The following is a 22623-nucleotide window of genomic DNA, read 5'->3' on the forward strand; positions in this document are numbered from 1 at the left end:
TCAGCCCTCCGCGTCCCGGTCGTCCTCCGCGGTCGTCGTGCGGGCCGAGGCCGCCCGCCGCAGATGGCGGTGGCGGGTGGGCGGCTGGTTGCCCAGCTCCTCGCCGACCATGACGCGCACCGCGTCGCGCATCCCGTGCAGGCCCTCGCTCCGCCCCGGGCCGGCGCCGGGATCGGTGCGCAGCTCCCGCAGCAGGGACCAGCACAGGAAGAGCATCACCACGACGAAGGGCAGGGCCACCAGGATCGTCGCGCTCTGGAGGGACTCCAGCCCGCCGGCCACCAGCAGCGCCGCCGCGACCGCCGCCATGAGGAGGCCCCAGGTGACGACGAGCCAGCGCCGGGGGTGCAGGGCGCCCCTGCTGGTCAGCGACCCCATGACCAGCGAGGCGGAGTCCGCGCTGGTGACGAAGTACATCATGATCAGGATCATCGCGACCCAGGCCGTCACCGTGCTGACCGGCAGGGCGTCGAGCATCGCGAACAGGGTGGCCTCCGTCCCCTCCTTCGCCTTCTCGGCCATGTCGACGACGCCCGTCTCGGCGAGGCGGATCCCGGTTCCGCCGAGCACCACGAACCACAGGGCGGTCGCCCCGCTCGGCACGAGCAGCACGGCGAGGAGGAACTCGCGGATCGTGCGGCCCCTGGAGATGCGGGCGATGAAGGTGCCGACGAAGGGCGCCCAGGACAGCCACCAGGCCCAGTAGAAGATCGTCCAGGCGCCCAGCCAGCTCTGGTCGCCGAAGGCGCCGGTGCGCGAGGCCATGGGGAGGAGCTGGTCCAGGTAGCCGCCGACCGAGGACGGCAGCACGTCCAGCAGATAGACGGTCGGGCCCGCGACGAAGACGAAGACCATGAGGACCGCCGCGACGACGAGGTTGATGGAGCTGAGCCACTTCACCCCGCCGTGCAGGCCCGTGAACGCGGAGATCACGAAGGCGGCGCTGAGCACGGCGATGACGACCAGCTCCACGCCGGTGCTCTGGCCGACGCCCGCCGTCAGATCGAGACCGATGGCGATCTGCAGAGCGCCGAGCCCCAGGCTGGTCGCGGTGCCGAAGACCGTGGCGAAGACGGCGAGCAGGTCCAGGATCTTCCCGAAGGCGCCGTTGGCCCGGCGGTCGCCGATGAGGGGCACGAAGACGGCGCTCAACCGGTTGCCCCGGCCCTTGCGGAAGCTCGCGTAGCCCAGCGCGAGGCCCACGATCCCGTAGATCGCCCACGGAGTCAGGGTCCAGTGGAAGAAGGAGTACTCCATGGCGGCGCTCGCGGCGCCCGCCGTCTGCGGCTCGGCCCCGCTGGAGGGCGGCGGGCTCAGGTAGTGCGCGACGGGCTCCCCGACGCCGTAGAAGATCAGCCCGATGCCCATGCCGGCGCTGAACATCATCGCGATCCAGGAGAAGTTCGAGAACTCCGGAGGGGAATCGTCCCGGCTGAGCCGGATCCGGCCGTAGCGGCTGAAGGCGATCACCAGGCACAGGATCAGGAAGACGTCGGCGGCGATGACGAACAGCCACGCGAAGTTGTCCAGCACCCAGGGGAGGGCCGCGTCCGACGCGCTCTCGAAGGTGTCCTTGCCCAGGGCGGCCCACAGGACGATCCCGATGACGCCCAGCGCGCCGATCGTCACCACCACCCGGTCGGGTGAGGAGTCCGTCCCGGGACCCGCGTCGGGATCCGCGGGGCCGGGAGACGGCTGGCCAGGGGGCTCGTGGGCGTTCTCCGTACTCATAGCGCACCACTATGCGGGGAGTATGCGGTGATGTGGGGGATATGCCACGCCGACGGCCGGCGTCCGGGACGTGACCCCCGATACCTGATGTACGGGCCGTCGGCCGCCTGCGACCATGACGTTCATGCCTGACGTCTCCGCGCCCGCCTCCGCCCCGCCGGCCACCTCCCGAATACGCCCCAGCACCTGGGCCGTCGTCCTCGCCGCCTGCACCGGCCAGTTCCTCGTCGTCCTCGACGTCTCCGTCGTCAACGTCGCCCTGCCCTCCATGCGGGCCGACCTGGGGCTGAGCGCCGGAGGCCTCCAGTGGGTCGTCAACGCCTACTCGATCGCGTTCGCCGGTTTCATGCTCCTGGGCGGGCGGGCCGCCGACATCTACGGGCGCAAGCTGATGTTCCTCGTCGGGCTCGGCGTCTTCACCGCCGCATCCCTCGCGGGCGGCCTCGCCCAGGAGGGCTGGCAACTCCTCGCCGCCCGGGCCGCGCAGGGCCTCGGCGCCGCCGTCCTGGCCCCCGCCACCCTCACCATCCTCACCGCGGCGGTGCCCGAGGGGCCGGCCCGGACGAAGGCGATCGGCACCTGGATGGCGGTCGGCGCCGGCGGCGGCGCGGCCGGCGGGCTCATCGGCGGGGTCCTCACCGACGCCCTCTCCTGGCGCTGGGTCCTCCTGATCAACGTGCCCATCGGCGCGATCGTCCTGGTCGCCGCCGCCCTGCGGATCACCGAGGGCCGTGCGGGCGACCGCCGCCGCATCGACTTCCTGGGGGCCGTCCTGGTCACCGCGGGCCTCGCCGCCGTCGCCTACGGCATCGTCCAGACCGAGGTCGAGGGCTGGACGGCCGCCGCGACCCTCGTGCCGCTGCTCTCCGGGATCGCGCTGCTGGCCGCCTTCGTCCTGGTCGAGGCGCGGACCGCCGTCCCGCTGATCCCGCTGCGCGTGTTCTCCGTACGGGCCGTGTCCTCGGCCAACGTGTCGATGCTGCTCATGGGGTCGGCCACCTTCTCCATGTGGTACTTCATGACCGTGTACGCCCAGAACGTCCTGGGCTACACGCCGTTGCAGGCCGGGCTCGCGCTGATGCCGACCTCGGCCGCCGTCATCATCGGCTCCAAGCTGGCCCCCCGCCTCATGGTGCGCACCGGGGCCAAGAGCCTCGCCGTCGCCGGGGTCCTGATCACTGCCGCGGGCTTCGGCTGGCAGTCCACGATGGGCGTGGAGGGCTCCTATCTCACCGCGATCTGTCTGCCCGGCGTCCTGATGATGGCCGGGGCCGGTCTCGCCTCCACCCCGCTCGCCACCCTCGCCACCTCCGGCGCGGACCCGGGGGACGCCGGACTCGTCTCCGGCCTGGTCAACACCTCCCGCACGATGGGCGGTGCGCTGGGCCTCTCGGTGCTCTCCACGGTCGCCGCCGCGCGCACCGCGGGTTCCGGCGACCCGGCCGAGGTGACCGCCGGATACGCGCTGGCCTTCCGCACGGCGACCGGGGTCCTGCTGGCCGGGGTGGTCGTGATGCTGGTCTGGCTGCCGAACCACCGCAGGCCCCGCCCGCCGGCGGACCTTCCGGTCGAGGCCCCGACCGCCGGGTGACCCGGATGCCTTCGCGGTGATCTGACGAAGCGTCAGTGGTCTTCCCAACTTCCGTGCCCTGCGTTATACATGGGCCATCGGCTAGAACGCGTTCTAGAAGGGTGCGTCCTGTCGATCACCGCACGACCTCGGTGCGGCCGGCGGTGCGGACGGCCGCGCCGAGGTCTTCCGGCCGACCGGACAGCCGAGGACGCCAAGGACACCGAGGACACCGAGGACACCAAGGACCATCAAGGAGCTGCTCCGTCATGCCCATTGATGCCCGGGCCGCGCTCGCCGCCGAACCCCGCCGAGCCGAGATCGGCTGGAACCACAAGGACGTCCAGCTCTACCACCTGGGTCTCGGCGCGGGCAGCCCCGCCACCGACCCCGACGAACTGCGCTACACCCTGGAGTCCCGGCTCCAGGTGCTGCCGAGCTTCGCCACCGTCGCGGGCGCCGGCACGGCCGCTCTCGGCGGGATGGGGGCGCCCGGGATCGACGTGGACCTCGCCGCCGTCCTGCACGGCGGCCAGACCGTCACCGTGCACCGGCCGATCCCCGTGACCGGCCGGGCCGAACAGACGTCGAAGGTCGCGGCGGTGTACGACAAGGGCAAGGCCGCCGTCATCGTGCTGCGTACCGAGGCGGGCGACGAGGACGGTCCGCTCTGGACCAACGACGCCCAGATCTTCGTCCGGGGGGAGGGCGGCTTCGGCGGTGAGCGCGGGCCGTCCGACCGCCTCGCCCCGCCGGACCGCGACCCGGACCGCACGGTCGAACGCCCGATCCGCGAGGACCAGGCGCTGCTCTACCGGCTCTCCGGGGACTGGAACCCGCTCCACGCGGACCCCGCCTTCGCCGAGCTGGCCGGCTTCGACCGGCCGATCCTGCACGGGCTGTGCACGTACGGCATGACCCTCAAGGCCGTCACCGACACCCTGCTGGACGGTGACGTCTCCCGTGTCACCGCCTACCGCACCCGCTTCGCCGGAGTGGTCTTCCCCGGCGAGACCCTCCGTATCCGGATGTGGGCGGCCGGGGAGGGGCGCGTCCAGGTGACGGTCACCGCCGCCGAGCGGGACGACGCACCGGTCCTCGCGGACACGCTCGTCGAACACTCCTGAACCCAGCAGCACTCATTCTTGGCAGCACGATCCGAGGGGAGCCGTACCCATGCGCGCAGCCGTACTGCACGAGACAGGCCAGGAGAAGCTCGAAGTCCTCGACGACATCGAGGCGGTGGGCTTCGGCCCGGGAAGGGTCAGGCTCCGCATCCGCGCCACCGGCCTCTGCCACTCGGACGTCTCCGCGATGAGCGGCGTCCTCCCGCAGCCCGCCCCCTTCATCCCCGGCCACGAGGGCGCGGGCGAGGTCCTCGACGTCGGCGACGGGGTGACCGGGCTGAGCGCCGGCGACCGGGTCCTCGTCTGCTGGCTGCCCGCCTGCGGGGACTGCCCGTCCTGCAAACGCGGCCAGACCCAGCTGTGCCTCGCCGGTTTCATGAACGCGGGCACTCCGAACTTCAAGCGCTCCGGCGGCGACGTCTTCGGCTTCGCGGGCACCGGCACCTTCACCGAGGAGGTCGTCGTCGGCGCGGGCTGCGCGGTGCCGATCCCCGACGACGTGCCGTTCGAGATCGCCGCCCTGATCGGCTGCGGGGTCACCACCGGCCTCGGCGCGGCCATCAACACGGCCAAGGTGGAGGCCGGTTCGTCGGTCGCGGTGATCGGCTGCGGCGGCGTCGGCATCTCCACGATCCAGGGCGCCCGGGTCCAGGGCGCGGCGCAGATCGTCGCCGTCGACCCGGTCGCCTCCCGGCGCGAGGCCGCCCTCCGCTTCGGCGCGACGGAGGCCGTCGCCCCCGACGGGCTGGCCGACGCCAAGCAGCGGATCACCGGCGGCGAGGGCTTCGACTACGTCTTCGAGGTCGTCGGCAAGTCCGCCACCGCCCGCACCGCCTACGAGAACACCCGCCGCGGCGGCACCCTGTGCGTCGTCGGGGCCGGGGCCATGGACGACACCTTCCAGGTCAACATGTTCGAGCTGTTCTTCGACGAGAAGCGCATCCTGCCCTCCATGTACGGCGGCGGGGACGTCCTGCGCTCGTACGAACGGGCCATCGCGCTCTGGCGGGCGGGCCGCATCGACCTGGAGTCGATGATCACCCACCGGGTCCGGCTGGACGGGATCAACGACGCCCTGGACCAGATGCGCACGGGCGAGTCGCTCCGTACCTGCATCGAGATCTGAACGCGGTGACCGGCCAACGACGTTGAGGATTCCCATGTCATTCCCCCTTCCGCTGGACGGACTGTCCGCGATCGTCACCGGCGCGGGCCGCGGCCTCGGCCGGGCCGAAGCCCTCGAACTGGCCCGCCTCGGCGCGGCCGTCGTCGTCAACGACTACGGGCAGCCCGGCCGCGACGGCTCCGGCGAGGCCTCCGCCGCCCCCGCCGAGGAGGTCGCCGCCGAGATCCGCGCGGCCGGCGGGCGGGCCGTCGCCCACCTCGGCGACGTCTCCGACCACGAACAGGCCCGCGCCCTGGTCGCGTTGGCGGCCGACACCTATGGCCGGCTCGACATCCTGGTCAACAACGCGGGCATCCTGCGCGACCGGATGGTCTTCTCGATGACCGAGGAGGAATGGGACGCGGTCGTCCGCGTCCACCTCAAGGGCCACTTCAACACCACGCACTTCGCCGCCGCCCACTGGCGCGCCCGCTCCAAGGAGACCGGCGGGCCGGTCTACGGGCGGATCGTCAACACCTCGTCCGAGGCGTTCCTCGCGGGCTCGGCGGGACAGCCCAACTACGCGGCGGCCAAGGGCGGCATCGTCGGCCTCACCACCTCCACGGCGCTCGCCCTGGCCAAGTACGGCGTCACCGCCAACGCCATCTGCCCCCGCGCCCGGACCCGGATGACCGAGGACGTGTTCGCCGGCTTCCAGGAACCGGCCGACGGCGCCCTCGACCCGCTGGCGCCCGAGCACGTGTCCCCGCTCGTCGGCTATCTCGCCTCACCGGCGGCGTCCGGGGTCAACGGTCAACTACTGGTCGTGCACGGGGGGATGGTCGCCGTCGTCGAACGGCCGCGGGTGGCCGCACAGTTCGACGCGGCGAAGGAGACCTTCACCTTCGCGGAGCTGGACGGGCTGCTCACCCCGTACTACGCGGACCGCCCGCCGAACGAGACCTTCGCCGCCGCCGAGGTCCTCGGGCTGAAGCGGCGGTAGCGGGGAGGGCCGCACTCGGGAGGGCCCGGACGGCTGTCCGCCGTCCAGGCCCTCCCGCCCCGCTGGAACGCTTCCGCCGAGCGGCTCTCAGGCCGCCCTGGACTCCTCGTCGGCGGGCCGGCGGTGGCGACCGTGCGGCTGCGCCGACGTGTTCTCCGCCGACGCACCCCCTCGGTGCTTTCCGGAACCGCCGGTCCCGGCCCCCTCGTCCGCCCCGGTCGGGCGCTGCTGGTTCGTGTCGGTCCGCGCTTCGGACATGTGGGAAGTCACCCCGTTGTGATCGCTTGTTCGTGTCGCGCCTACATGTGGTGCCGCAAGCCCCGCCGCCGCCATCCGACGTGGTCACCGTCGGTACCCGCCCGATACGGCCGCGTAGCCCGGGGCCCCGATCTTAATCAGATCGAGCGACCCGGTGCAGAGGTGCCTGCCCCAACGGAACGGGCTTACACACGGCGGGAGCGGAGACGGCGGCGGACGACGGCGTTCCGTCCTCCGGGTCGCCCGGACGGCCGGTCCCGGAAGAGGGTTCCACGTCCGGCGGCGCTTCCAGCATCGCCACGCCGCAGGACGTCGCCCCGTTCGCGTACGGGAGGCGCAGCACTCCGTCCCGGCTCCAGTACCCGGCCCCCGCCGCCCAGCCCAGCGGGGCGGCGAACTGGTGCAGCCGGCGTCCCGCCGGACGCCACACGCCCAGCCAGCTGCCCGCTGCCCCGTCGATCCGCAGCGCCACCGCGCAGCTCTCCGGCATCAGCATCTGGCCCGGCTGTACCGCGAACGGCGTCACCGCCGCGTCCGCGAGGCGCAGGCACTCCGGGAACCTGACCGGCAGGCAGCTCCCCAGCACCCCCCAGCCGAGCCGGTCGTGGCCCGGGGCGTCCGAGCGGATCAGCAGCAGCCCGCTGTCGGCGTCCGCGAGCAGCAGCCGGTCGTCGCTGTCCGGCGCGATCTGGAGCAGCGGCGTCACCTCGGCCCCCCGCCCCAGGTCGACGGCGACCGCCTTGACCGGTCCGCCGCCCGGCGCCCGCCGGTCCAGCGCCAGTATCCGGCCCGCCCCGTCCAGCCAGGCCCCGCCCGAACAGCGCCCGGGGATCCGTGCGACCTCCTCGGGCCCGAAGGCCCCGCCCGCCACCAGCCAGAGCGACGTGTGGTGGTCGCCGGCCGACAGCGCGTAGACGCACCGCCCGTCCGGCGACGGCGGCAGCAGGGTCATCTCGGCGGACTCGACCGTGCCCAGCAGGAGTTCGCCGGTGCCGGGCCCGGTCGGGTAGAGCAGCGAGAACATCTGCCGGTCCGCGACCCGCCGCCGGAGCAGCACCCGTCCGTCGGCCAGCGGAGCCACCTGGGTGTCCGGTTCCTCGGGCTGGTCGAGGGGGAGAGGCACCGCGTACGGCTCGGGCCCGTCCAGCGTCCACCGCTCCGGATACCAGGCGCGCTCGCCCGGCGGGCCGGGAGCCGCGGTGAGCCGGGCGCCGTAGGCCCCGTCCGCGGTGAGCGTGAAGGCGCCGGGAAGCGGCGCGTCACCGGCCGGCCCCGGGGGGCGGCCCGCGGCGGGCGACACCTCCGGGCGGCCCGCGTTGGCGGTGGCCCCGGGTCGGCCGGGAGCGTTCGCCCCGGTGGGTCTCACGGGGTCGCCGGACCCCTCCGGTTCGGGTTCCGCTCCGCGTTCCCGCGGGCCGGATCCGGCCCGGGAATCCTCCGGGGCGGGTTCCGTTCCGGATTCCGCTTCGGGTTCCGCCGTCGCGGCGGCCCCGGCGGACCCGCCCTCGATGGCACAGGCAGTCATGGACTCGTCACCTCCGGCTACGAAAGCTAGTTTTCGCACTTCCAGCCGGACAACACGAGCCACCTGACTTCACACATAAGGGTGGTGATGCCCGGATTCTCCTGAAGGGGAGGGGGCGGGTGTGCTGGTCACGGTGGCCGCGTCTATGGTTAGGCGGCCCTAACCGAGAGCCCGTGCCGACGCACGTACGCGGACCATCTGGAGCAAGCGATGTCCCTTCGACCCCGCGGTACCGCCGCTGTAGCCCTGGCCGTGGCGGTCGCCCTCTCCCTGTCCGCCTGCGGGAGCGGTGACGGCGGGGGCGCGGCGAAGTCCGACGCGGACGGCGGCAAGAAGGCCGCCGTCGCCACCGGCGGCAAGGACTTCGCGGACGCGGCGAAGAAGACCGCGGCCTACGGCACCGACGCCGAGGCCGGCGAGTTCCCCCGTACGGTCACCCACGCCATGGGGAAGACCGAGATCAAGGCCGCGCCCGAGCGCGTGGTCGTGCTGGACGTGGGCGAGTTCGACAACGTGGTGTCGCTGGGCCTGAAGCCGGTCGGCTACGCCCCCAGCGAGGGCGACGCGGCCATCCCCTCGTACCTGGAGAAGGGCGCGGGCGAGCCGAAGAGCGTCGGTACGATCAACAGTCTCAACCTCGAAGCCATCGCGGGCCTCAAGCCCGACCTCATCCTCGGCAGCCAGCTGCGCGCCGCGGACAAGTACGACGAGCTGTCGAAGATCGCCCCCACCGTGTTCTCCATCCGCCCGGGCTTCACCTGGAAGGAGAACTACCTCCTCAACGCCCAGGCCCTGGACCGCACCGAGCAGGCCGAGTCGGCGCTCACCGCGTACGAGGAGAAGGCGAAGAAGCTCGGCGACGACATCGGCCCCGACAAGCCGACCGTCTCCATGGTCCGCTACATGCCCGACCGTCTCCGCCTCTACGCCAAGGCCTCCTTCATCGGCACGATCCTCCAGGACGTCGGACTGCCGCGCCCGAAGAACCAGCAGATCGACGACCTCGCCGCCGAGATCAGCCCGGAGCGGATCGACGAGGCGGACGCCGACTGGATCTTCACCGGCGTCTACGGCGACCCGAAGGCCACCCAGCGCGACACCGCCCGCTCCAACGCCCTGTGGAAGAACCTGAAGGCCGTCAAGGAGGGCCGGGCCAAGGACGTCTCCGACGAGACCTGGTACCTGGGCCTCGGCGTCACCTCGGCCGGCCTGGTCCTCGACGACCTCCGCGCCGACCTGGTGAAGTAGCCGGCCCCGGCCCGGCGCGGTGAAGTCGCGGCGCGTGCCCCGGCCCGGCGCGGCGAAGTCCCGGCACGCGCCCCGGGGCCGACGCGGTGAAGTAACGATTCGTGTCCGGCCGCCGGTCCTGGCCCACAGGTCCGGCGGCCAGGGGCGACGGGCCACCCCGGACAGGTAGCCTTTCCCCCGTGCCCCGTCTGTCTGAAGTCATCGCCGCCCTCGACGCCCTCTGGCCCCCCGAGCGGGCCGAGGGATGGGACGCGGTCGGCACGGTCTGCGGCGATCCGGACGCGGAGATCGACCGGGTGCTGTTCGCCGTCGACCCGGTCCGCGAGATCGCCGACGAGGCCCGGGAGCTCGGCGCCCAGCTGATCGTCACCCACCACCCGCTCTATCTCCGCGGGACGACGACGGTCGCCGCCGACACCTTCAAGGGCCGGGTCGTCCACACCCTCATCAAGCACGACATCGCCCTCCACGTCGCGCACACCAACGCCGACACCGCGGACCCCGGCGTCTCCGACGCCCTGGCCGGCGCGCTCGACCTGCGGATCACCGGGCCCCTCGTCCCCGATCCCACCGACCCCGAGGGCCGGCGCGGACTCGGCCGGATCTGCGAACTGGACCGCCCCGAGACCCTGGCCGCCTTCGCCGCCCGCGCCGCCGCCCGGCTCCCCGCCACCGCGCAGGGCATCCGGCTGGCCGGCGACCCGGAGGCGTATCTGCGCACCGTCGCCGTCAGCGGCGGCTCCGGCGACAGCCTCTTCGACGCCGTGCGCGCCGCGGGCGTCGACGCCTTCCTCACCGCCGACCTGCGCCACCACCCGGCCTCCGAGGCCGTGCAGCACTCGCCGCTCGGCCTCGTCGACGCCGCGCACTGGGCCACCGAGTGGCCCTGGTGCGAGCAGGCGGCGGCCCAGCTCGACGCGCTTTCCGACCGCCACGGATGGGACCTGCGGGTCCATGTCTCGAAGCAGGTCACCGACCCCTGGACCACCCACCATTCCTCTGGAGCCCCCAACTGAACGCCGCGCCCGCCGACCAGATCCGACTTCTCGACGTCCAGGCCCTCGACCTCCGTCTCGCCCAGCTCTCCCACAAGCGCACCTCGCTGCCGGAGCACGCCGAGATCGAGCAGCTCAGCGGCGACCTCGCCCAGCTGCGTGACCTGCTGGTCGCCTCCACCACCGAGGAGAGCGACACCACCCGCGAGCAGACCAAGGCCGAGCAGGACGTCGACCAGGTGCGCCAGCGCGCCGTCCGCGACCAGCAGCGCCTGGACTCCGGCGCGGTCTCCTCGCCCAAGGACCTGGAGAGCCTCCAGCGCGAGATCGTCTCGCTCGCCAAGCGCCAGGGAGACCTGGAGGACGTCGTCCTGGAGATCATGGAGCGCCGCGAGAGCGCCCAGGAGCGGGTCGCCGAGCTGACCGAGCGGGTCGCCGCCGTGCAGGCCAAGGTCGACGACGCCACGGCCCGCCGCGACGCCGCCACCGCCGAGCTGGACGCCGAGGCCGCCACGGTGACCAAGGACCGCCAGGTCGTCGCCGAGGTCATCCCCGCCGACCTGCTGAAGCTGTACGACAAGCTCCGCGCCCAGCAGGGCGGGGTCGGCGCCGCCCGGCTCTACCAGCGCCGCTGCGAGGGCTGCCGCCTGGAGCTGAACATGGCCGAGGTCGGCGACGTGCGCGCCGCGTCCCCCGAGACCGTCCTGCGCTGCGAGAACTGCCACCGGATCCTGGTCCGCACCTCGGAGTCGGGCCTGTAATGAGCGGCGTCCGCCAGGTGGTGGTCGAGGCCGACGGCGGCTCCCGGGGCAACCCGGGGCCCGCCGGCTACGGCGCGGTCGTCATCGACCCCGCCACCGGCGAACCCCTCGCCGAGGCCGCCGAGTACATCGGCGTCGCGACGAACAACGTCGCCGAGTACCGGGGCCTGATCGCCGGACTGACGGCCGCGAAGGCGCTGTTCCCGGACGCGGGGGACGCGCTGCGGGTCCACGTCCGGATGGACTCCAAGCTCGTCGTGGAGCAGATGTCGGGGCGGTGGAAGATCAAGCACCCCGACATGAAGCCGCTGGCGGCCCGCGCCGCCGCGGTCCTGCCGCCGTCCTCGGTGACGTACGAGTGGATCCCGCGCGCCCAGAACAAGCACGCGGACCGGCTCGCCAACGAGGCGATGGACGCGGGCCGCGACGGCCGGCAGTGGGAGGCCTCCGCCTCGACGGCCGCCCTGGACGCCCCGGCCCGCACCGTGACCGCCCCGCCGCCCGCCCAGGGCCCGCCCGGCGACCAGGCCGCGGGCGCGGCGCGGGCCCGTGCGGCCCTCGCGTCCGCGCGCGGCGCGGCGGCGCCGGCGGACGACGCCCTGTTCCCGGTGCCGGAGCCCGGGCCGCCGGGCGCCCGGGTCCCCACCGCGCCGGAGCGGGCCGGAGTCCCGGGGACCGGCTGGGGTTCGGCCCCCGACCTGGGCGCGCCCGCCACGCTCGTCCTGCTGCGGCACGGCGAGACCGCGCTCACGCCCGAGAAGAGGTTCTCCGGCAGCGGCGGCACCGACCCCGAGCTCTCCGCCACCGGCCGCGGCCAGGCCGAGCGGGCCGCCGGCCACTTCGCCGCCCTGGGCGCCGTCCAGGAGATCGTCAGCTCCCCGCTGCGCCGCTGCCGCGAGACCGCCGCGGCCGTCGCCGACCGCCTCGGCCTCGACGTCCGGATCGACGAGGGCCTGCGCGAGACGGACTTCGGGGCGTGGGAGGGGCTGACCTTCGGCGAGGTACGGGAACGGTACGCCGACGACCTCACCGCCTGGCTGGCCTCCCCGGACACCGCCCCGACCGGCGGCGGCGAGAGCTTCGCGGAGGTCGCCGAGCGGGTCGCCGCCGCCCGGGACCGGATCGTCGCGCGGTACGCGGGCCGCACGGTCCTGCTCGTCACCCATGTGACCCCGATCAAGACGCTCGTCCGGCTCGCCCTCGGTGCCCCGCCCGAGGCGCTGTTCAGAATGGAGCTGTCGGCCGCCTCGATCTCCGCGGTCGCCTACTACGGGGACGGCAACGCCTCCGTACGCGTGCTCAACGACACGTCCCACCTGCGCTAGCGGGAACGGGAGCCCGTGACCTGGTCGACGGGGCTGCTCGGGTTCGCCGCCGGACTGCTGATCTCCGTGGCCACCGCGCCGGTCGGCGTCTCCGGCGCGGTGTTCCTGCTGCCGGTCCAGATCAGCGTGCTCGGGGTGCCCAGCCCGGCCGTCACCCCCACCAACCTGCTCTACAACGTGGTGGCGGGCCCCGGAGCCCTGCTGCGGCACCACAGGGCCGGGACGCTGCGGGGACCGCTGACCCGGCTGCTCGTCCTGGGCACCGTTCCCGGCGTGGTCGTCGGCGCGGTGATCCGGGTGTTCGCGGTGCCGGGCCCGTCGGTGTTCCGGCTGCTCATCGCCGTTCTGCTGCTGCCGCTCGGCGGCTGGCTCTGCCTGCGCACGCTGCGCCGCGCCGCCCGGCCGGCCCCCGGCCGGGAACCCTCGGACCGCGCCGTCACCCGGCTGGCCATGGCGGTCGGGGTGGCCGGGGGGATCTACGGGATCGGCGGCGGCTCGCTCCTCGGCCCGATCCTGGTGGGGCGCGGCATGCCGGTGGCGAAGGTCGCCCCGGCCGCGCTCGCGGCCACCTTCGTGACCTCGGTCGTCGGCGCGGGGACGTACGCGCTGCTCTCCCTGACCACCACCGGCGACATCGCGCCGTACTGGTCCCTCGGCCTGGCCTGCGGACTCGGCGGCCTGTGCGGGGGATACCTGGGCGCCCGGCTCCAGCCCCGCCTCCCGGAGACGGCCCTGCGGCTGCTGCTGGGGGTGCTGGCCCTGGGCGTCGGGGGGCTGTACGCCGTGCAGTTGCTGCGCTGACGGCCGCGCACGGCTACCCGGCGAGCGCCGCCGCCTCGGCCGCGAGCCGGGCCACCCGGTCCCAGTCCTTCGCCGCCACCGCGTCGCCCGGGACCATCCAGCTGCCGCCCACACAGCCGACGTTGGGCAGCGCGAGGTACGAGGGCGCGGAGGCGAGCGAGATGCCCCCGGTCGGGCAGAAGCGGGCCTGCGGGAGCGGCGCGGACAGGGCCTTGAGGTAGGCCGTCCCGCCCGCCGCCTCGGCCGGGAAGAACTTCATCTCGCGCACCCCGCGCTCCAGCAGGGCCACCACCTCGGAGGTGGTCGAGACACCGGGCAGGAACGGCACGCCGGACGCCTTCATGGCCTCCAGCAGCGCGTCCGTCCACCCCGGGCTGACCAGGAACCGGGCCCCGGCGGCGACGGTGTCCCGTACGTGCTCCGGCGAGATGACCGTGCCCGCCCCGACCACCGCGCCCGGGACCTCGGCGGCCATGGCCCGGATCGAGTCCAGCGCGGCGGGGGTCCGCAGCGTCACCTCGATCGCCGGGAGGCCGCCCGCCACCAGCGCCCGCGCGAGCGGCACCGCGTCGGCCGCGTCGTGCAGGACGACGACGGGGACGACGGGCGCGAGATCCAGCACGGAGGCGTCGGACGGGGCGGTGGGCGCGGCAGAGGAGGTCATGGGGTCATCCTGCCGCGCCAACCGCAATATCTGCAACGAGCGTTGCGCGGTGCGCAACGGGCTTCGCGGGGCCGGTCAGTGGATCTCCGTCACCACCACGTCCAGCGACCACGGCCGCCCGGCCCGCGCGGGGGCCTCGGCCTCCACCGCGTACCCGAGGTCCCGCAACACCTCCACCAACTGCGCCGGACCCTTCGGCCGCGCACCCGCCACCAGCAGATCGCGCACCAGGCGGCCCTTGGTCGCCTTGTTGAAGTGGCTCACCACGGACCGCTTCTCCACCCCGCCCACCAGCTGGGAGTGGAGCACCCGCACACCTGCCGTGCGCGCGGCCACCTCGCCCGCCGGCTTCCACGCCGCCGCGTACGCCGAGGACCGCAGGTCCAGGACGAGGCCGCTCCCGGCGGCCTCGGGCATGACGGTCTCCATCGGGGCGCGCCAGTACGCGCCGAGCGCGCCGAGACCGGGCAGCTTCACCCCCATCGAGCAGCGGTACGGGGGAATCCGGTCGCCGATCCGGACCGCGCCCCACAGCCCCGAGAAGACCAGCAGCGACTTCGCCGCCCGCCGTCGCGCGTCCGCCTCCAGCGAGGCCAGATCGAGGGCGTCGTACAGCACACCGGTGTACAGCTCCCCGGCCGGACGGGTCCCGGCGGTCCGCAGCTCGGCGTTCTTGCCGACCTCGCCCGCAAGACCCATGCTCAGCCCGAGCACCTCCCGGGCCTTCTCCTCGTCCGCCCGGCACAGCTCGACCAGCTCGTCCAGCACCGCCGCACGGGCCGGGGCGAGCCCCGGCAGCGACAGCGACTCCGGCTTCAGCGAAGCCCCGCGCCCCGAGGCGGCCTTTCCTTCGGAGGGCGGCAACAGCACGAGCACGGCGGTTCTCCTTCGTACGTACGGCGCAAGCGCGGACCCGGTCGGCGTGCGGGCTCTCCGGGTCCTCGGCAAGGGTACGGGGGACCGGCCCGGGCACCGGGTGCGGCCGGGGGCAGGTGCGGCGCACGCACCAGGTGCCGCTGGGGGAGCGGCTGCGGGTCCGGCTCACGCGGGCGGGTCCGGAGTCGAGGACGGTGCTGTTCGCTCCGGCGTGAGCGGCGGTGCGGGCGAGGGCGTGAGCGGGGGCGCGGGCGTCGCGAGGGCCGCGACCGCCGCCCGGGGATCGTCCGCGTTGAAGCGGAGCGTACGGGCGCTGCCGCGCCGGCCGAGCGGTCGCACGAACTCCACCGGCTCCGTCAGCTCCACGGTCACCGTCGTCCAGCCGCCCACCGCCAGATCGAGCGCCCCGTCCTCGTCCACCCGGATCGGCCCTCCGCCCGGGAAGCGCCGGTCCGCCCGGGCGGAGGCGACGGCGGAGGCGGGCACCCGCAGGTCGAACAGGGCCCCGTAGCGCAGCCGCAGCGAACCGTCCGCCCCCACCAGGTGCGGCCGGGTCACGCAGGCCGCGTGGATCGCGAGGACCACGACCACGCCGTACACGCCCACCACGAGCAGAATCGCGTGGACCAGCGGCCAGGGGATCACCAGGGCCAGCACCACCGTCTCCAGGGCGGAGACGAACGCGAAGGTGTACATCACCCCGGTCTGCGGCGCGGTGTACGGGACGGGCAGCGCTCCTTCCGCGACCCGGTGCCGGCGACGCAGGACCCACAGCCCGAGGCTGTGCAGGGCCCGGAACTCGTGGACCACGAGCCGCCGCAACGCCACCGGCACCAGCGCGCCCACCGCCGACCGCACGGCCGCCCGCCGCCCGGTTCCGGCCCGCCTGCGGGCCGCGTACAGCCGCCACAGCACCGAGGCGTCCAGGACGAGCACGGCCGCTACCAGGGCCTCGGCCCCCGACAGGACCGGGGCGGGCACCCGCACCCCGGCCACCAGACAGACGACCAGGACCAGCTCGGCGGGCAGCACCGACCACGCGACGGCCCGGGCCGCCCGCAGCCCCGCCGTCGTCACGGAGTTCCCCCGCCGGCACGCGTCCGCACCCGCTCCGCCAGCGCCGCCATCACCCGGCGCACCACCTCACGCTGTGCGGGCGGGTAGTCGTCGAGCAGCACCCGCCCGAACCCGGTCGGCGAGGGCTCCCCGTCCGGGATCACCGCCAGCACCCCGTCCGGCACGGCCGCGACCAGCTCGGCCGCCAGCGGGGCGACGCGCGGGTCGTCCGGCCCGGCCCCGGCCAGCTCGTCGAGCCGCTCGTACAGGGTGAGAACCCCCGGGTCCTCGGCCAGCGGTCGCAGCGCGGCGTACACCTCGGCCCCGGCGCCGCCGGCCGCCGCGTCCAGCAACGCCAGATGCTCGCGGTCCTTCGCGGCGGCCGGGGAGGCGGTCGCGGGCGCTTGCTCCAGCAGCGCGGCCAGGGCGGGGGAGAGCGGGCCGTCCGGGGTGAGCGGCGCCTCCAGGAGCGCGGCCAGCACCCGCCGCCGCTCGTGGAGCTCCCGCTCCTGCCGCGCCAGGTCGGCGTCCAGCTCCCCGAGCACCTCGGTCAGCTCCCGTCCCGCGTCGTCGGCGAGCACGTCCCGCACCTCCTCCAGGGAGAGCCCGATCTCCGTCAGCCGCCGGATCCGGGCCAGCAGTACGGCGTCGCGGACCGTGTAGGCGCGATAGCCGTTGGCCTGCCGGGCGGGCTCGGGCAGGAGGCCGATGTGGTGGTAGTGCCGGACGGCCCGGGACGTGACTCCCACGAGCGCGGCGATCTCTCCGATACGCATGCGGCCAGTAGAAACGTTGACGCCGCGACAGGGTCAAGCACCGTTCTCCTACCGCTCCTACCGCTCCTACCGCTCCTACCGCTCCTGTCCACGCCGCCCGGGCGCGCGCCACGATCGGGGGAAGAACTCCGAGCCCCGGTTCCCGGCCGTGAGGACACCGGCGGCTGCCGGTCCGCAGGGCCCGGTAGGATGGCGATCACGGCAGACGAGCCGGGCGGACGGCCGCGTGAGGATCCCTCGGGACCTCCCGAGGAACGTCCGGGCTCCACAGGGCAGGGTGGTGGCTAACGGCCACCCGGGGTGACCCGCGGGACAGTGCCACAGAAAACAGACCGCCCGGGACTCCGGTCCCGGGTAAGGGTGAAACGGTGGTGTAAGAGACCACCAGCGCCTGAGGTGACTCAGGCGGCTAGGTAAACCCCACCCGGAGCAAGGTCAAAAGGAGGCGCCCCGGAAACGGGACGGCTCTGCGTGAACGTTCGAGGGCTGCTCGCCCGAGTTCACGGGTGGACCGCACGAGGCCGGCAGCAATGCCGGCCCTAGATGGATGGCCGTCTCCCCGGCCGCCGCGAGGCGACCGGGAGACAGAACCCGGCGTACAGCCCGACTCGTCTGCCTTCTCCTCCGGCCTCCGCCGCCGCGCGCCCCGCGCACGGGGACGGCGCGCGTTTTTCCACCTGCGCGGAAGGCCCCCGACGTGTTCTGATCACCGCTGATCGAGCGTCGGCCGGGACCGGCGGGCGCCGGGCCGACAGAGCGGGGAAACAGGACGATGAGCGCCACGGACAGCACCGGAGCCGGGCGGCCCGACCACCGGGGCGTGCGGCTGCGACCGGCCACGCCGAAGGACGCGGAGGCCGTGGCGGAGGTCTTCCTCGCCTCCCGCGCCGCCGCCATGCCGTATCTGCCCCGGATCCACAGCGACGAGGACACCCTCGCCTGGATCACTCATGTCGTGCTGCCCACCAGCACCGGGGTGTGGGTCGCCGAGGAGGCGGGCGGGGGGCTGCTGGGGTTCGCGGTGCTCGCCGGGGACGGCGAGCTGGACCACCTCTACCTGCGGCCCGACGCGCTGCGGCGGGGGATCGGCAGCAGGCTGCTGGCCGAGGTGCGCGGGGCGGCGGAGGGGGCGCTGACGCTGTACGTGTTCCAGCGCAACGCCGCCGCCCGGGCTTTCTACGAGCGGCACGGGTTCACCGCCGTCGCGTTCGACGACGGCTCCCGCAACGAGGAGAACGAGCCCGACGTGCTCTACCGCTGGGTCCCCTGACGCGGTGGACCCTCCGCCGAACCGCCCGGCTGCCGGTTGGCGGGTCAGATGACCGGCGGCCGGCCCAGCCGCGTCATCCGCCACACCGTGGACCAGCGCATCGGGCGGCGCTCGCCGCACGGGGTCCGGACGCCCTCGGCGAAGCCGCCCGCCCAGGCGCGCAGGCCCTTCGGGTCGCGGGTGCGGGCGAGCGTGAGCAGGGTCCAGGTGCCGAGGTAGGCGGGGACCAGGGGGAGGGGCAGGTTGCGGCGGGCCAGCCAGACACGGTTGCGGGCCGTCATCCGGTAGTAGACCGCGTGCCGGGCCGGGGAGGTCTTGGGGTGCTGGAGCAGCAGCTCGGGCTCGTACACCACCTTCCAGCCCGCGTCGAGCGCGCGCCAGGCCAGGTCGGTCTCCTCGTGGGTGAAGAAGAACTCGGCGGGCCACGGCCCGGTCTGCTCCAGCATCTTCATGGAGAACGCGTGGCCGCCGCCGAGGAAGGCCGTGACCGGGCCGCCGCGCATCGGGTCGCCCGCCCGCAGCCGGGGCACGTGGCGGCGCTGGGTCTCGCCGTGTTCGTCGGCGATCCGGAAGCCGACGATGCCGAGCCGGTCGTCGGCCGCGAAGTGGTCCCGCACCCGGCGGAAGACGTCCTTCTCGACCAGCAGCCCGTCGTCGTCCAGCTCGATCACCACGTCCACGTCGCCGATCTCGGCGAGCCTGCGCAGGCCTTCGTTCCGGCCGCCCGGGCAGCCGAGGTTCTCCGGCAGCTCGATGGTGGTCACCCCGCCGTCGAGGTCCTCCAGGCCGGGGAAGGCGGTGAAGTCGGGGAGGGCGGTCCCGTTGCCGATGATCACGAGCCGGGTGGGCCGGACGTCCTGCATGGCGACCGACGCCAGCAGCGCCTCGACCGCCTGCGGGCGGTCCCCCATGGTCACGATGGATACGCCGATGCGTGGTGCGGACAAGTTCGGTACTCCTGGGCTCGGCCGCCGTGCGGCTGCTGGTCGGCTGCGGTGCCCGCGATCGTAACGCCTCGGTGTTCGGTGCGCGGTTACCGCCCGGCCATCCGCGGGCCCGTCGGCGTTCAGGAGGGCGTACCCGGCCGTGTCCCGCCGCCGGTCCCGGGACGCCCCGGGGCCGGCGGGCCGCCCGCGCCCGGCTCACCCCTCCGCCGCGCCCCCGCGGTCCCTCCCGGTCAGGAAGTACCCGGCGAGCAGGGCGCCGACCAGGACCAGGGCGGAGTTCACGAGGATGGCGGTCGAGACGCCGGAGAGTACGGCCGCGGGCCCGGTCGCGGCCCCCGTCCGGGCGGTGACGACCGCGCTCATCACCGGGATGCCGAGGGCTATGCCGACCTGCTGGGTCATCGTCGCCAGTCCGGTGGCCCGCCCCTGCTCCTCGTCGGGCAGGCCCGAGGTGGCCGTGACCATGAAGCCGACGATCATCAGCATGTTGCCCGCACCGCCGACGAAGGTGGCCGCCAGCAGGAGCCAGATCCAGGTGCCGGACGTGCCGAGCGCGACGAGCGAGAGCGTGGCGACGGCCTGGACGGCTCCGCCCAGCACGATGGCGCGCCGGTTGCCGAACCGGCCCACCGCCCGTCCGCCGAGCATCCCGCCGACGACCGTGCCGACGCCCAGCACCCCGAACGCGAGGCCGGTGGCGAGCGCGGAGTGGCCGAGGACCTCCTGGAGGTACAGGGTGAGCAGGAACACCAGCGAGGTCTCGGTCACGAAGGCGATCAGACCGGCGGCGTTGCCCCAGACGACGCTGCGCCGCTTCAGGACGCGGATCGGGACGAGCGGGGCGGCGGCCCGCCGCTCGATGCCGACGAACGCGGTCAAAAGGACGGCCGCGGCGGCCAGGGAGGCCAGTGTGGTGGGGGTGGTCCAGCCGGTCTCGCCCGCCTGGGTGAGCCCGAGGACGAGCAGCAGCAGCCCACCGGTGACGGTGACCGCGCCGGGCACGTCCAGCCGGGGCCGCCGCTCCGGCCGGGAGTCGGTGATCACGGCCGGGGCCAGCGCCACGACCAGGGCCGCGACCGGTACGTTCACGAAGAAGGCCCAGCGCCAGGAGAGCAGGTCCGTCAGGAGGCCCCCGAGGATCGCTCCGGCGGTGAACCCGGCCGACATCAGGGCGCCGTTGAGCCCCAGCGCCCGTTCGCGCAGCGGCCCCTCCTTGAAAGCGGTGGTCAGCAGCGCGAGTCCGGCGGGGGTGACGGCGGCGGTGGCCAGGCCCTGGAGCACGCGGGCGGTGAGGAGGACCTCGGGCGAGGTGGCGAGGCCGCCGAGCGCGGAGGAGAGGCCGAGGGCCACCATGCCGCCGATGAACACGTTCTTACGGCCCACGAGGTCGGCGACGCGTCCGAACAGCAGGGTGAATCCGGCGGCGGCCAGCGCGAAGGACGTGGCGATCCACTGGAGGTGGGCGAGGGAGAAGCCGAGCCCCTTCCCGACGACGGGCAGCGCCACGTTCAGGATCGAGAAGTCCACCGCGACCATGAACTGGGAGCCGAGCAGCAGGGCCAGCACGAGCTTCTGGCGTCTTGTCATGCGGGGGCCCGCGGCGCGGGGGACGGCCGACGGCCCGGTGGGCACGGGTGTGGGTACGGGTGTGGCAGCGGTACGGGACATGGCGGGGCGCCTTCCTGAACGCGGAGTTCCCTAATGGATCTGCGGTTCCGTTAAGGTGGGTGTCACCGTAGCAGGGAGTGTGTCGTTAATGGAACTGGAGACCCGTTATGGCTTCTGAGGGTGTTGAAGGCGCGGAGGGGGCCGGGGTTTCCGGGAGCTCCGGAGGCCCCGGCGGCGTCGACGGTGGGGAGCCGGGCACGGTGCGCCCCGGCGGACGTACCGCCCGGGTGCGGGAGGCGGTGCTGCGTGCCGCAGGGGACGCGCTGGTGGAACACGGCTTCGACGGGCTCGACCTGGCCGACGTCGCGCGGCGGGCCGAGGTCGGCAAGACGACCGTCTACCGGCGCTGGTCCGCCCCCGCCGGACTGGTGGCCGATCTGCTCTCGGACATGGCGGAGCAGTCGCTTCCGCGTGCGGACACCGGCTCCCTGGCCGAGGACCTCCGGGCCAACGCCCGCCTCGTGGTCCGCACCCTGGCCGATCCCCGGCAGGGCGCCCTCTTCGCGGCCGTCATCGCCGCCGCGACCTGCGATCCCCGGACCGCCGATGCGCTGCACCGCTTCTACGCGGTACGGATCGCCGAGTGGTCCGGCTGTGTCGAGGCGGCGGTCGGCCGCGGCGAACTGCCCGCCGGCACGGACCCGGGCGAGGTGATCGCCGCCGTGTCGGCGCCGCTGTACTACCGGCTGCTGGCCAGTGGCGCCCCGCTGGACGAGGCCGCCGCCGACCGGGCCGCCGCGGCCGCGGTCGCCGCCGCGCGGGAAGGGGTCTACGTGCGCTGAGGTGCGGGAGCGTCCCTGGGTGGGCGACCGGCTTCGCGGTGCCCCGGGGCCCGTCGATAAAGTGCTGGAATGATATTCGGTAAAGCCGGGTTCGGGGGAGCCGTCGCCGACTTCGAGGCGGCGGTGACCGCCCAGGACACCAAGCGCTCCGGCAAGGCGTTCGTCCGGTTGCAGGAGACCTTCGGGCAGGCCAGGGAGCCGGAGCTGCTCGACGGCGGGCCGCGGCTCGCCGCCGTGCTGCATCAGGTGCCGCCCGGCCCCCGCGCCGTCGTCGCGGTGCTCGTCGGCGCCTGCGTCGAGCGCGGCGCGGACGCGGAGCGCTGCGCGCCGGGAGTGCTGGCCGGGCTGCGACGGGCACTGGAGCAGGCCCTGGTGTTCTGCGAGGCGTGGGTCGCGACCGGAGGCGGCCCGTTCCCCGTCCCGGACGGCGGCGAGCCGGGCCCGGAAGCGGTGGAGCGGGCGGGTGCCGAAGCGGCCGTCGGCTGGTGGAGCCTTCCCCAGTGGGAGATGGCCGCCGTCGCGATGCTGAACCATCCCGGTGTGCGCCGGGCGGCCGGCTTCCGGGGTGAGGCGCTGCGGCTGCTCGGCGCGGTGGAGCGGGCCTCCGGCGCGGAGTTCACGTCCCTCGCCCACGCCCTCCTCGTGCTGGACGACGAGCCGCTCGTGGCCCTCCACCGGTCGAGCGGCACCGGCTACCTCCTGCGGCTCTCCGGCATCGGGGACAACTTCCAGCTGCACACCCTGCTGGCCGACGCGCTCATAGGCGGCGGCCATGTGGCGGGCCACGCGCCGTCGTCGCAGGAGGCGGCCGTCTGCCGGGAGACCCCCGGCCAGGTGGAGACCGTGGGCTCCTTCGACCTGGTGGCCCCGGACGGCGACATCATCTGGAACGAGGGCGCCCCCGCCGACATCCCCGTCGTCGACGGCGTCCGTCTGCTGGTCCTGGACGAGCCGTCCTACCGGCGGACCTGGCCCGCGGGCCGCTTCTTCCCCGGTATGCGCGGGGACGCCCTGCTGGAGCGCGCGCTGGAGCCGGAGGAGGCGGAGCGCTGGTACGCCCACGTCTCGCCGGCCAAGGAGGCCACCGGCTGAACCGCCGCCGGAGCCGCCCGCCGTTCGTCGTGTTCCGGGAGGA

The 22623-nt window shown here is 74.2% G+C and carries 21 protein-coding genes and 1 other RNA gene; 13 read left to right on the top strand and 9 right to left on the bottom strand.

Annotated features, from left to right (window positions below; all coding sequences use genetic code 11):
- A complete protein-coding gene (locus tag DTB53_RS29405; RefSeq protein WP_012381158.1) occupies nt 1-1731 on the bottom strand; it encodes a BCCT family transporter in 1731 nt (576 codons plus the stop codon).
- Nucleotides 1732-1846: 115 nt separating this feature from the next.
- On the opposite strand from DTB53_RS29405, the gene DTB53_RS29410 reads away from it, so the two are divergent.
- From DTB53_RS29410 to DTB53_RS29425, 4 genes are all read left to right on the top strand, one after another.
- A complete protein-coding gene (locus DTB53_RS29410; protein ID WP_012381159.1) occupies nt 1847-3322 on the top strand; it encodes an MFS transporter in 1476 nt (491 codons plus the stop codon).
- Nucleotides 3323-3570: 248 nt separating this feature from the next.
- Nucleotides 3571-4428 (top strand): enoyl-CoA hydratase ChsH3, encoded by an 858-nt coding sequence (chsH3, locus tag DTB53_RS29415; protein ID WP_012381160.1) that lies wholly within the window; start codon nt 3571-3573, stop codon nt 4426-4428.
- 49 nt (nt 4429-4477) lie between these two features.
- Complete coding sequence (locus DTB53_RS29420; RefSeq protein WP_012381161.1) at nt 4478-5554, top strand: Zn-dependent alcohol dehydrogenase; 1077 nt, start codon at nt 4478-4480, stop codon at nt 5552-5554.
- 34 nt (nt 5555-5588) lie between these two features.
- Nucleotides 5589-6536: a 3-oxoacyl-ACP reductase gene (locus tag DTB53_RS29425; RefSeq protein ID WP_012381162.1), complete on the top strand. Its 948-nt coding sequence runs from the start codon at nt 5589-5591 to the stop codon at nt 6534-6536.
- An 87-nt stretch (nt 6537-6623) separates the two neighbouring features.
- On the opposite strand, the gene DTB53_RS36990 is transcribed toward DTB53_RS29425, so the two are convergent.
- Nucleotides 6624-6794: a hypothetical protein gene (locus tag DTB53_RS36990; protein WP_172595304.1), complete on the bottom strand. Its 171-nt coding sequence runs from the start codon at nt 6792-6794 to the stop codon at nt 6624-6626.
- A gap of 133 nt (nt 6795-6927) precedes the next feature.
- A complete protein-coding gene (locus DTB53_RS29430) occupies nt 6928-8319 on the bottom strand; it encodes a hypothetical protein (RefSeq protein ID WP_042497291.1) in 1392 nt (463 codons plus the stop codon).
- Nucleotides 8320-8529: 210 nt separating this feature from the next.
- Here DTB53_RS29430 and DTB53_RS29435 point away from each other — a divergent pair, with 210 nt between their 5' ends.
- The 5 genes from DTB53_RS29435 to DTB53_RS29455 all read left to right on the top strand — a co-directional run bounded on the left by DTB53_RS29435 (nt 8530) and on the right by DTB53_RS29455 (nt 13449).
- On the top strand, nt 8530-9567 hold the full coding sequence (locus DTB53_RS29435; RefSeq protein ID WP_012381164.1) for an ABC transporter substrate-binding protein: 1038 nt from the start codon (nt 8530-8532) through the stop codon (nt 9565-9567).
- A 179-nt stretch (nt 9568-9746) separates the two neighbouring features.
- On the top strand, nt 9747-10583 hold the full coding sequence (locus tag DTB53_RS29440; RefSeq protein ID WP_012381165.1) for a Nif3-like dinuclear metal center hexameric protein: 837 nt from the start codon (nt 9747-9749) through the stop codon (nt 10581-10583).
- On the top strand, nt 10580-11323 hold the full coding sequence (locus DTB53_RS29445; RefSeq protein ID WP_012381166.1) for a zinc ribbon domain-containing protein: 744 nt from the start codon (nt 10580-10582) through the stop codon (nt 11321-11323). The genes DTB53_RS29440 and DTB53_RS29445 overlap by 4 nt, the downstream gene beginning before the upstream one ends.
- On the top strand, nt 11323-12648 hold the full coding sequence (locus DTB53_RS29450) for a bifunctional RNase H/acid phosphatase (protein ID WP_012381167.1): 1326 nt from the start codon (nt 11323-11325) through the stop codon (nt 12646-12648). The genes DTB53_RS29445 and DTB53_RS29450 overlap by 1 nt, the downstream gene beginning before the upstream one ends.
- Nucleotides 12649-12663: 15 nt before the next feature.
- Nucleotides 12664-13449, top strand: a complete 786-nt coding sequence (locus tag DTB53_RS29455; protein ID WP_003969485.1) for a sulfite exporter TauE/SafE family protein — start codon at nt 12664-12666, stop codon at nt 13447-13449.
- A gap of 13 nt (nt 13450-13462) precedes the next feature.
- Here the strand turns inward: DTB53_RS29455 and eda are convergent, their stop codons facing one another.
- From eda to DTB53_RS29475, 4 genes are all read right to left on the bottom strand, one after another.
- A complete protein-coding gene (eda, locus tag DTB53_RS29460) occupies nt 13463-14113 on the bottom strand; it encodes a bifunctional 4-hydroxy-2-oxoglutarate aldolase/2-dehydro-3-deoxy-phosphogluconate aldolase (RefSeq protein WP_012381168.1) in 651 nt (216 codons plus the stop codon).
- A gap of 75 nt (nt 14114-14188) precedes the next feature.
- On the bottom strand, nt 14189-14989 hold the full coding sequence (gene yaaA / locus DTB53_RS29465) for a peroxide stress protein YaaA (protein ID WP_012381169.1): 801 nt from the start codon (nt 14987-14989) through the stop codon (nt 14189-14191).
- 165 nt (nt 14990-15154) lie between these two features.
- Entirely contained in the window at nt 15155-16066 is a 912-nt protein-coding gene (locus tag DTB53_RS29470; RefSeq protein ID WP_012381170.1) for a hypothetical protein, read from the bottom strand.
- The gene (locus tag DTB53_RS29475) at nt 16063-16821 is read right to left on the bottom strand and encodes a MerR family transcriptional regulator (protein WP_012381171.1); all 759 of its coding nucleotides are present in this window, start codon (nt 16819-16821) and stop codon (nt 16063-16065) included. The genes DTB53_RS29470 and DTB53_RS29475 overlap by 4 nt, the downstream gene beginning before the upstream one ends.
- A gap of 206 nt (nt 16822-17027) precedes the next feature.
- On the opposite strand from DTB53_RS29475, the gene rnpB reads away from it, so the two are divergent.
- Nucleotides 17028-17436, top strand: an RNA gene (gene rnpB, locus DTB53_RS29480) — RNase P RNA component class A.
- A 157-nt stretch (nt 17437-17593) separates the two neighbouring features.
- On the top strand, nt 17594-18091 hold the full coding sequence (locus DTB53_RS29485) for a GNAT family N-acetyltransferase (RefSeq protein WP_012381172.1): 498 nt from the start codon (nt 17594-17596) through the stop codon (nt 18089-18091).
- Nucleotides 18092-18135: 44 nt separating this feature from the next.
- Here DTB53_RS29485 and DTB53_RS29490 read toward each other — a convergent pair whose 3' ends face one another.
- Together DTB53_RS29490 and DTB53_RS29495 are read right to left on the bottom strand one after the other, a co-directional pair.
- Nucleotides 18136-19038: a glycosyltransferase family 2 protein gene (locus DTB53_RS29490; protein WP_003969490.1), complete on the bottom strand. Its 903-nt coding sequence runs from the start codon at nt 19036-19038 to the stop codon at nt 18136-18138.
- A 195-nt stretch (nt 19039-19233) separates the two neighbouring features.
- Complete coding sequence (locus DTB53_RS29495; protein ID WP_012381174.1) at nt 19234-20625, bottom strand: MFS transporter; 1392 nt, start codon at nt 20623-20625, stop codon at nt 19234-19236.
- Nucleotides 20626-20813: 188 nt separating this feature from the next.
- Between DTB53_RS29495 and DTB53_RS29500 the strand changes: the two genes are divergently transcribed.
- Together DTB53_RS29500 and DTB53_RS29505 are read left to right on the top strand one after the other, a co-directional pair.
- The gene (locus tag DTB53_RS29500) at nt 20814-21488 is read left to right on the top strand and encodes a TetR/AcrR family transcriptional regulator (RefSeq protein ID WP_202549330.1); all 675 of its coding nucleotides are present in this window, start codon (nt 20814-20816) and stop codon (nt 21486-21488) included.
- A 69-nt stretch (nt 21489-21557) separates the two neighbouring features.
- A complete protein-coding gene (locus DTB53_RS29505) occupies nt 21558-22580 on the top strand; it encodes a hypothetical protein (protein ID WP_012381176.1) in 1023 nt (340 codons plus the stop codon).
- Nucleotides 22581-22623 lie beyond the last annotated feature (43 nt).

It is taken from the genome of Streptomyces griseus (assembly GCF_900460065.1).
Taxonomy (GTDB): Bacteria; Actinomycetota; Actinomycetes; order Streptomycetales; family Streptomycetaceae; genus Streptomyces; species Streptomyces griseus.

Bases quoted from the DNA above. Each gene is read 5' to 3' on its own strand.
- DTB53_RS29405 (WP_012381158.1), bottom strand. From the start codon at position 1,731: ATGAGTACGGAGAACGCCCACGAGCCCCCTGGCCAGCCGTCTCCCGGC.
- DTB53_RS29410 (WP_012381159.1), top strand. From the start codon at position 1,847: ATGACGTTCATGCCTGACGTCTCCGCGCCCGCCTCCGCCCCGCCGGCC.
- chsH3 (WP_012381160.1), top strand. From the start codon at position 3,571: ATGCCCATTGATGCCCGGGCCGCGCTCGCCGCCGAACCCCGCCGAGCC.
- DTB53_RS29420 (WP_012381161.1), top strand. From the start codon at position 4,478: ATGCGCGCAGCCGTACTGCACGAGACAGGCCAGGAGAAGCTCGAAGTC.
- DTB53_RS29425 (WP_012381162.1), top strand. From the start codon at position 5,589: ATGTCATTCCCCCTTCCGCTGGACGGACTGTCCGCGATCGTCACCGGC.
- DTB53_RS36990 (WP_172595304.1), bottom strand. From the start codon at position 6,794: ATGTCCGAAGCGCGGACCGACACGAACCAGCAGCGCCCGACCGGGGCG.
- DTB53_RS29430 (WP_042497291.1), bottom strand. From the start codon at position 8,319: ATGACTGCCTGTGCCATCGAGGGCGGGTCCGCCGGGGCCGCCGCGACG.
- DTB53_RS29435 (WP_012381164.1), top strand. From the start codon at position 8,530: ATGTCCCTTCGACCCCGCGGTACCGCCGCTGTAGCCCTGGCCGTGGCG.
- DTB53_RS29450 (WP_012381167.1), top strand. From the start codon at position 11,323: ATGAGCGGCGTCCGCCAGGTGGTGGTCGAGGCCGACGGCGGCTCCCGG.
- eda (WP_012381168.1), bottom strand. From the start codon at position 14,113: ATGACCTCCTCTGCCGCGCCCACCGCCCCGTCCGACGCCTCCGTGCTG.
- DTB53_RS29475 (WP_012381171.1), bottom strand. From the start codon at position 16,821: ATGCGTATCGGAGAGATCGCCGCGCTCGTGGGAGTCACGTCCCGGGCC.
- DTB53_RS29485 (WP_012381172.1), top strand. From the start codon at position 17,594: ATGAGCGCCACGGACAGCACCGGAGCCGGGCGGCCCGACCACCGGGGC.
- DTB53_RS29495 (WP_012381174.1), bottom strand. From the start codon at position 20,625: ATGACAAGACGCCAGAAGCTCGTGCTGGCCCTGCTGCTCGGCTCCCAG.
- DTB53_RS29500 (WP_202549330.1), top strand. From the start codon at position 20,814: ATGGCTTCTGAGGGTGTTGAAGGCGCGGAGGGGGCCGGGGTTTCCGGG.
- DTB53_RS29505 (WP_012381176.1), top strand. From the start codon at position 21,558: ATGATATTCGGTAAAGCCGGGTTCGGGGGAGCCGTCGCCGACTTCGAG.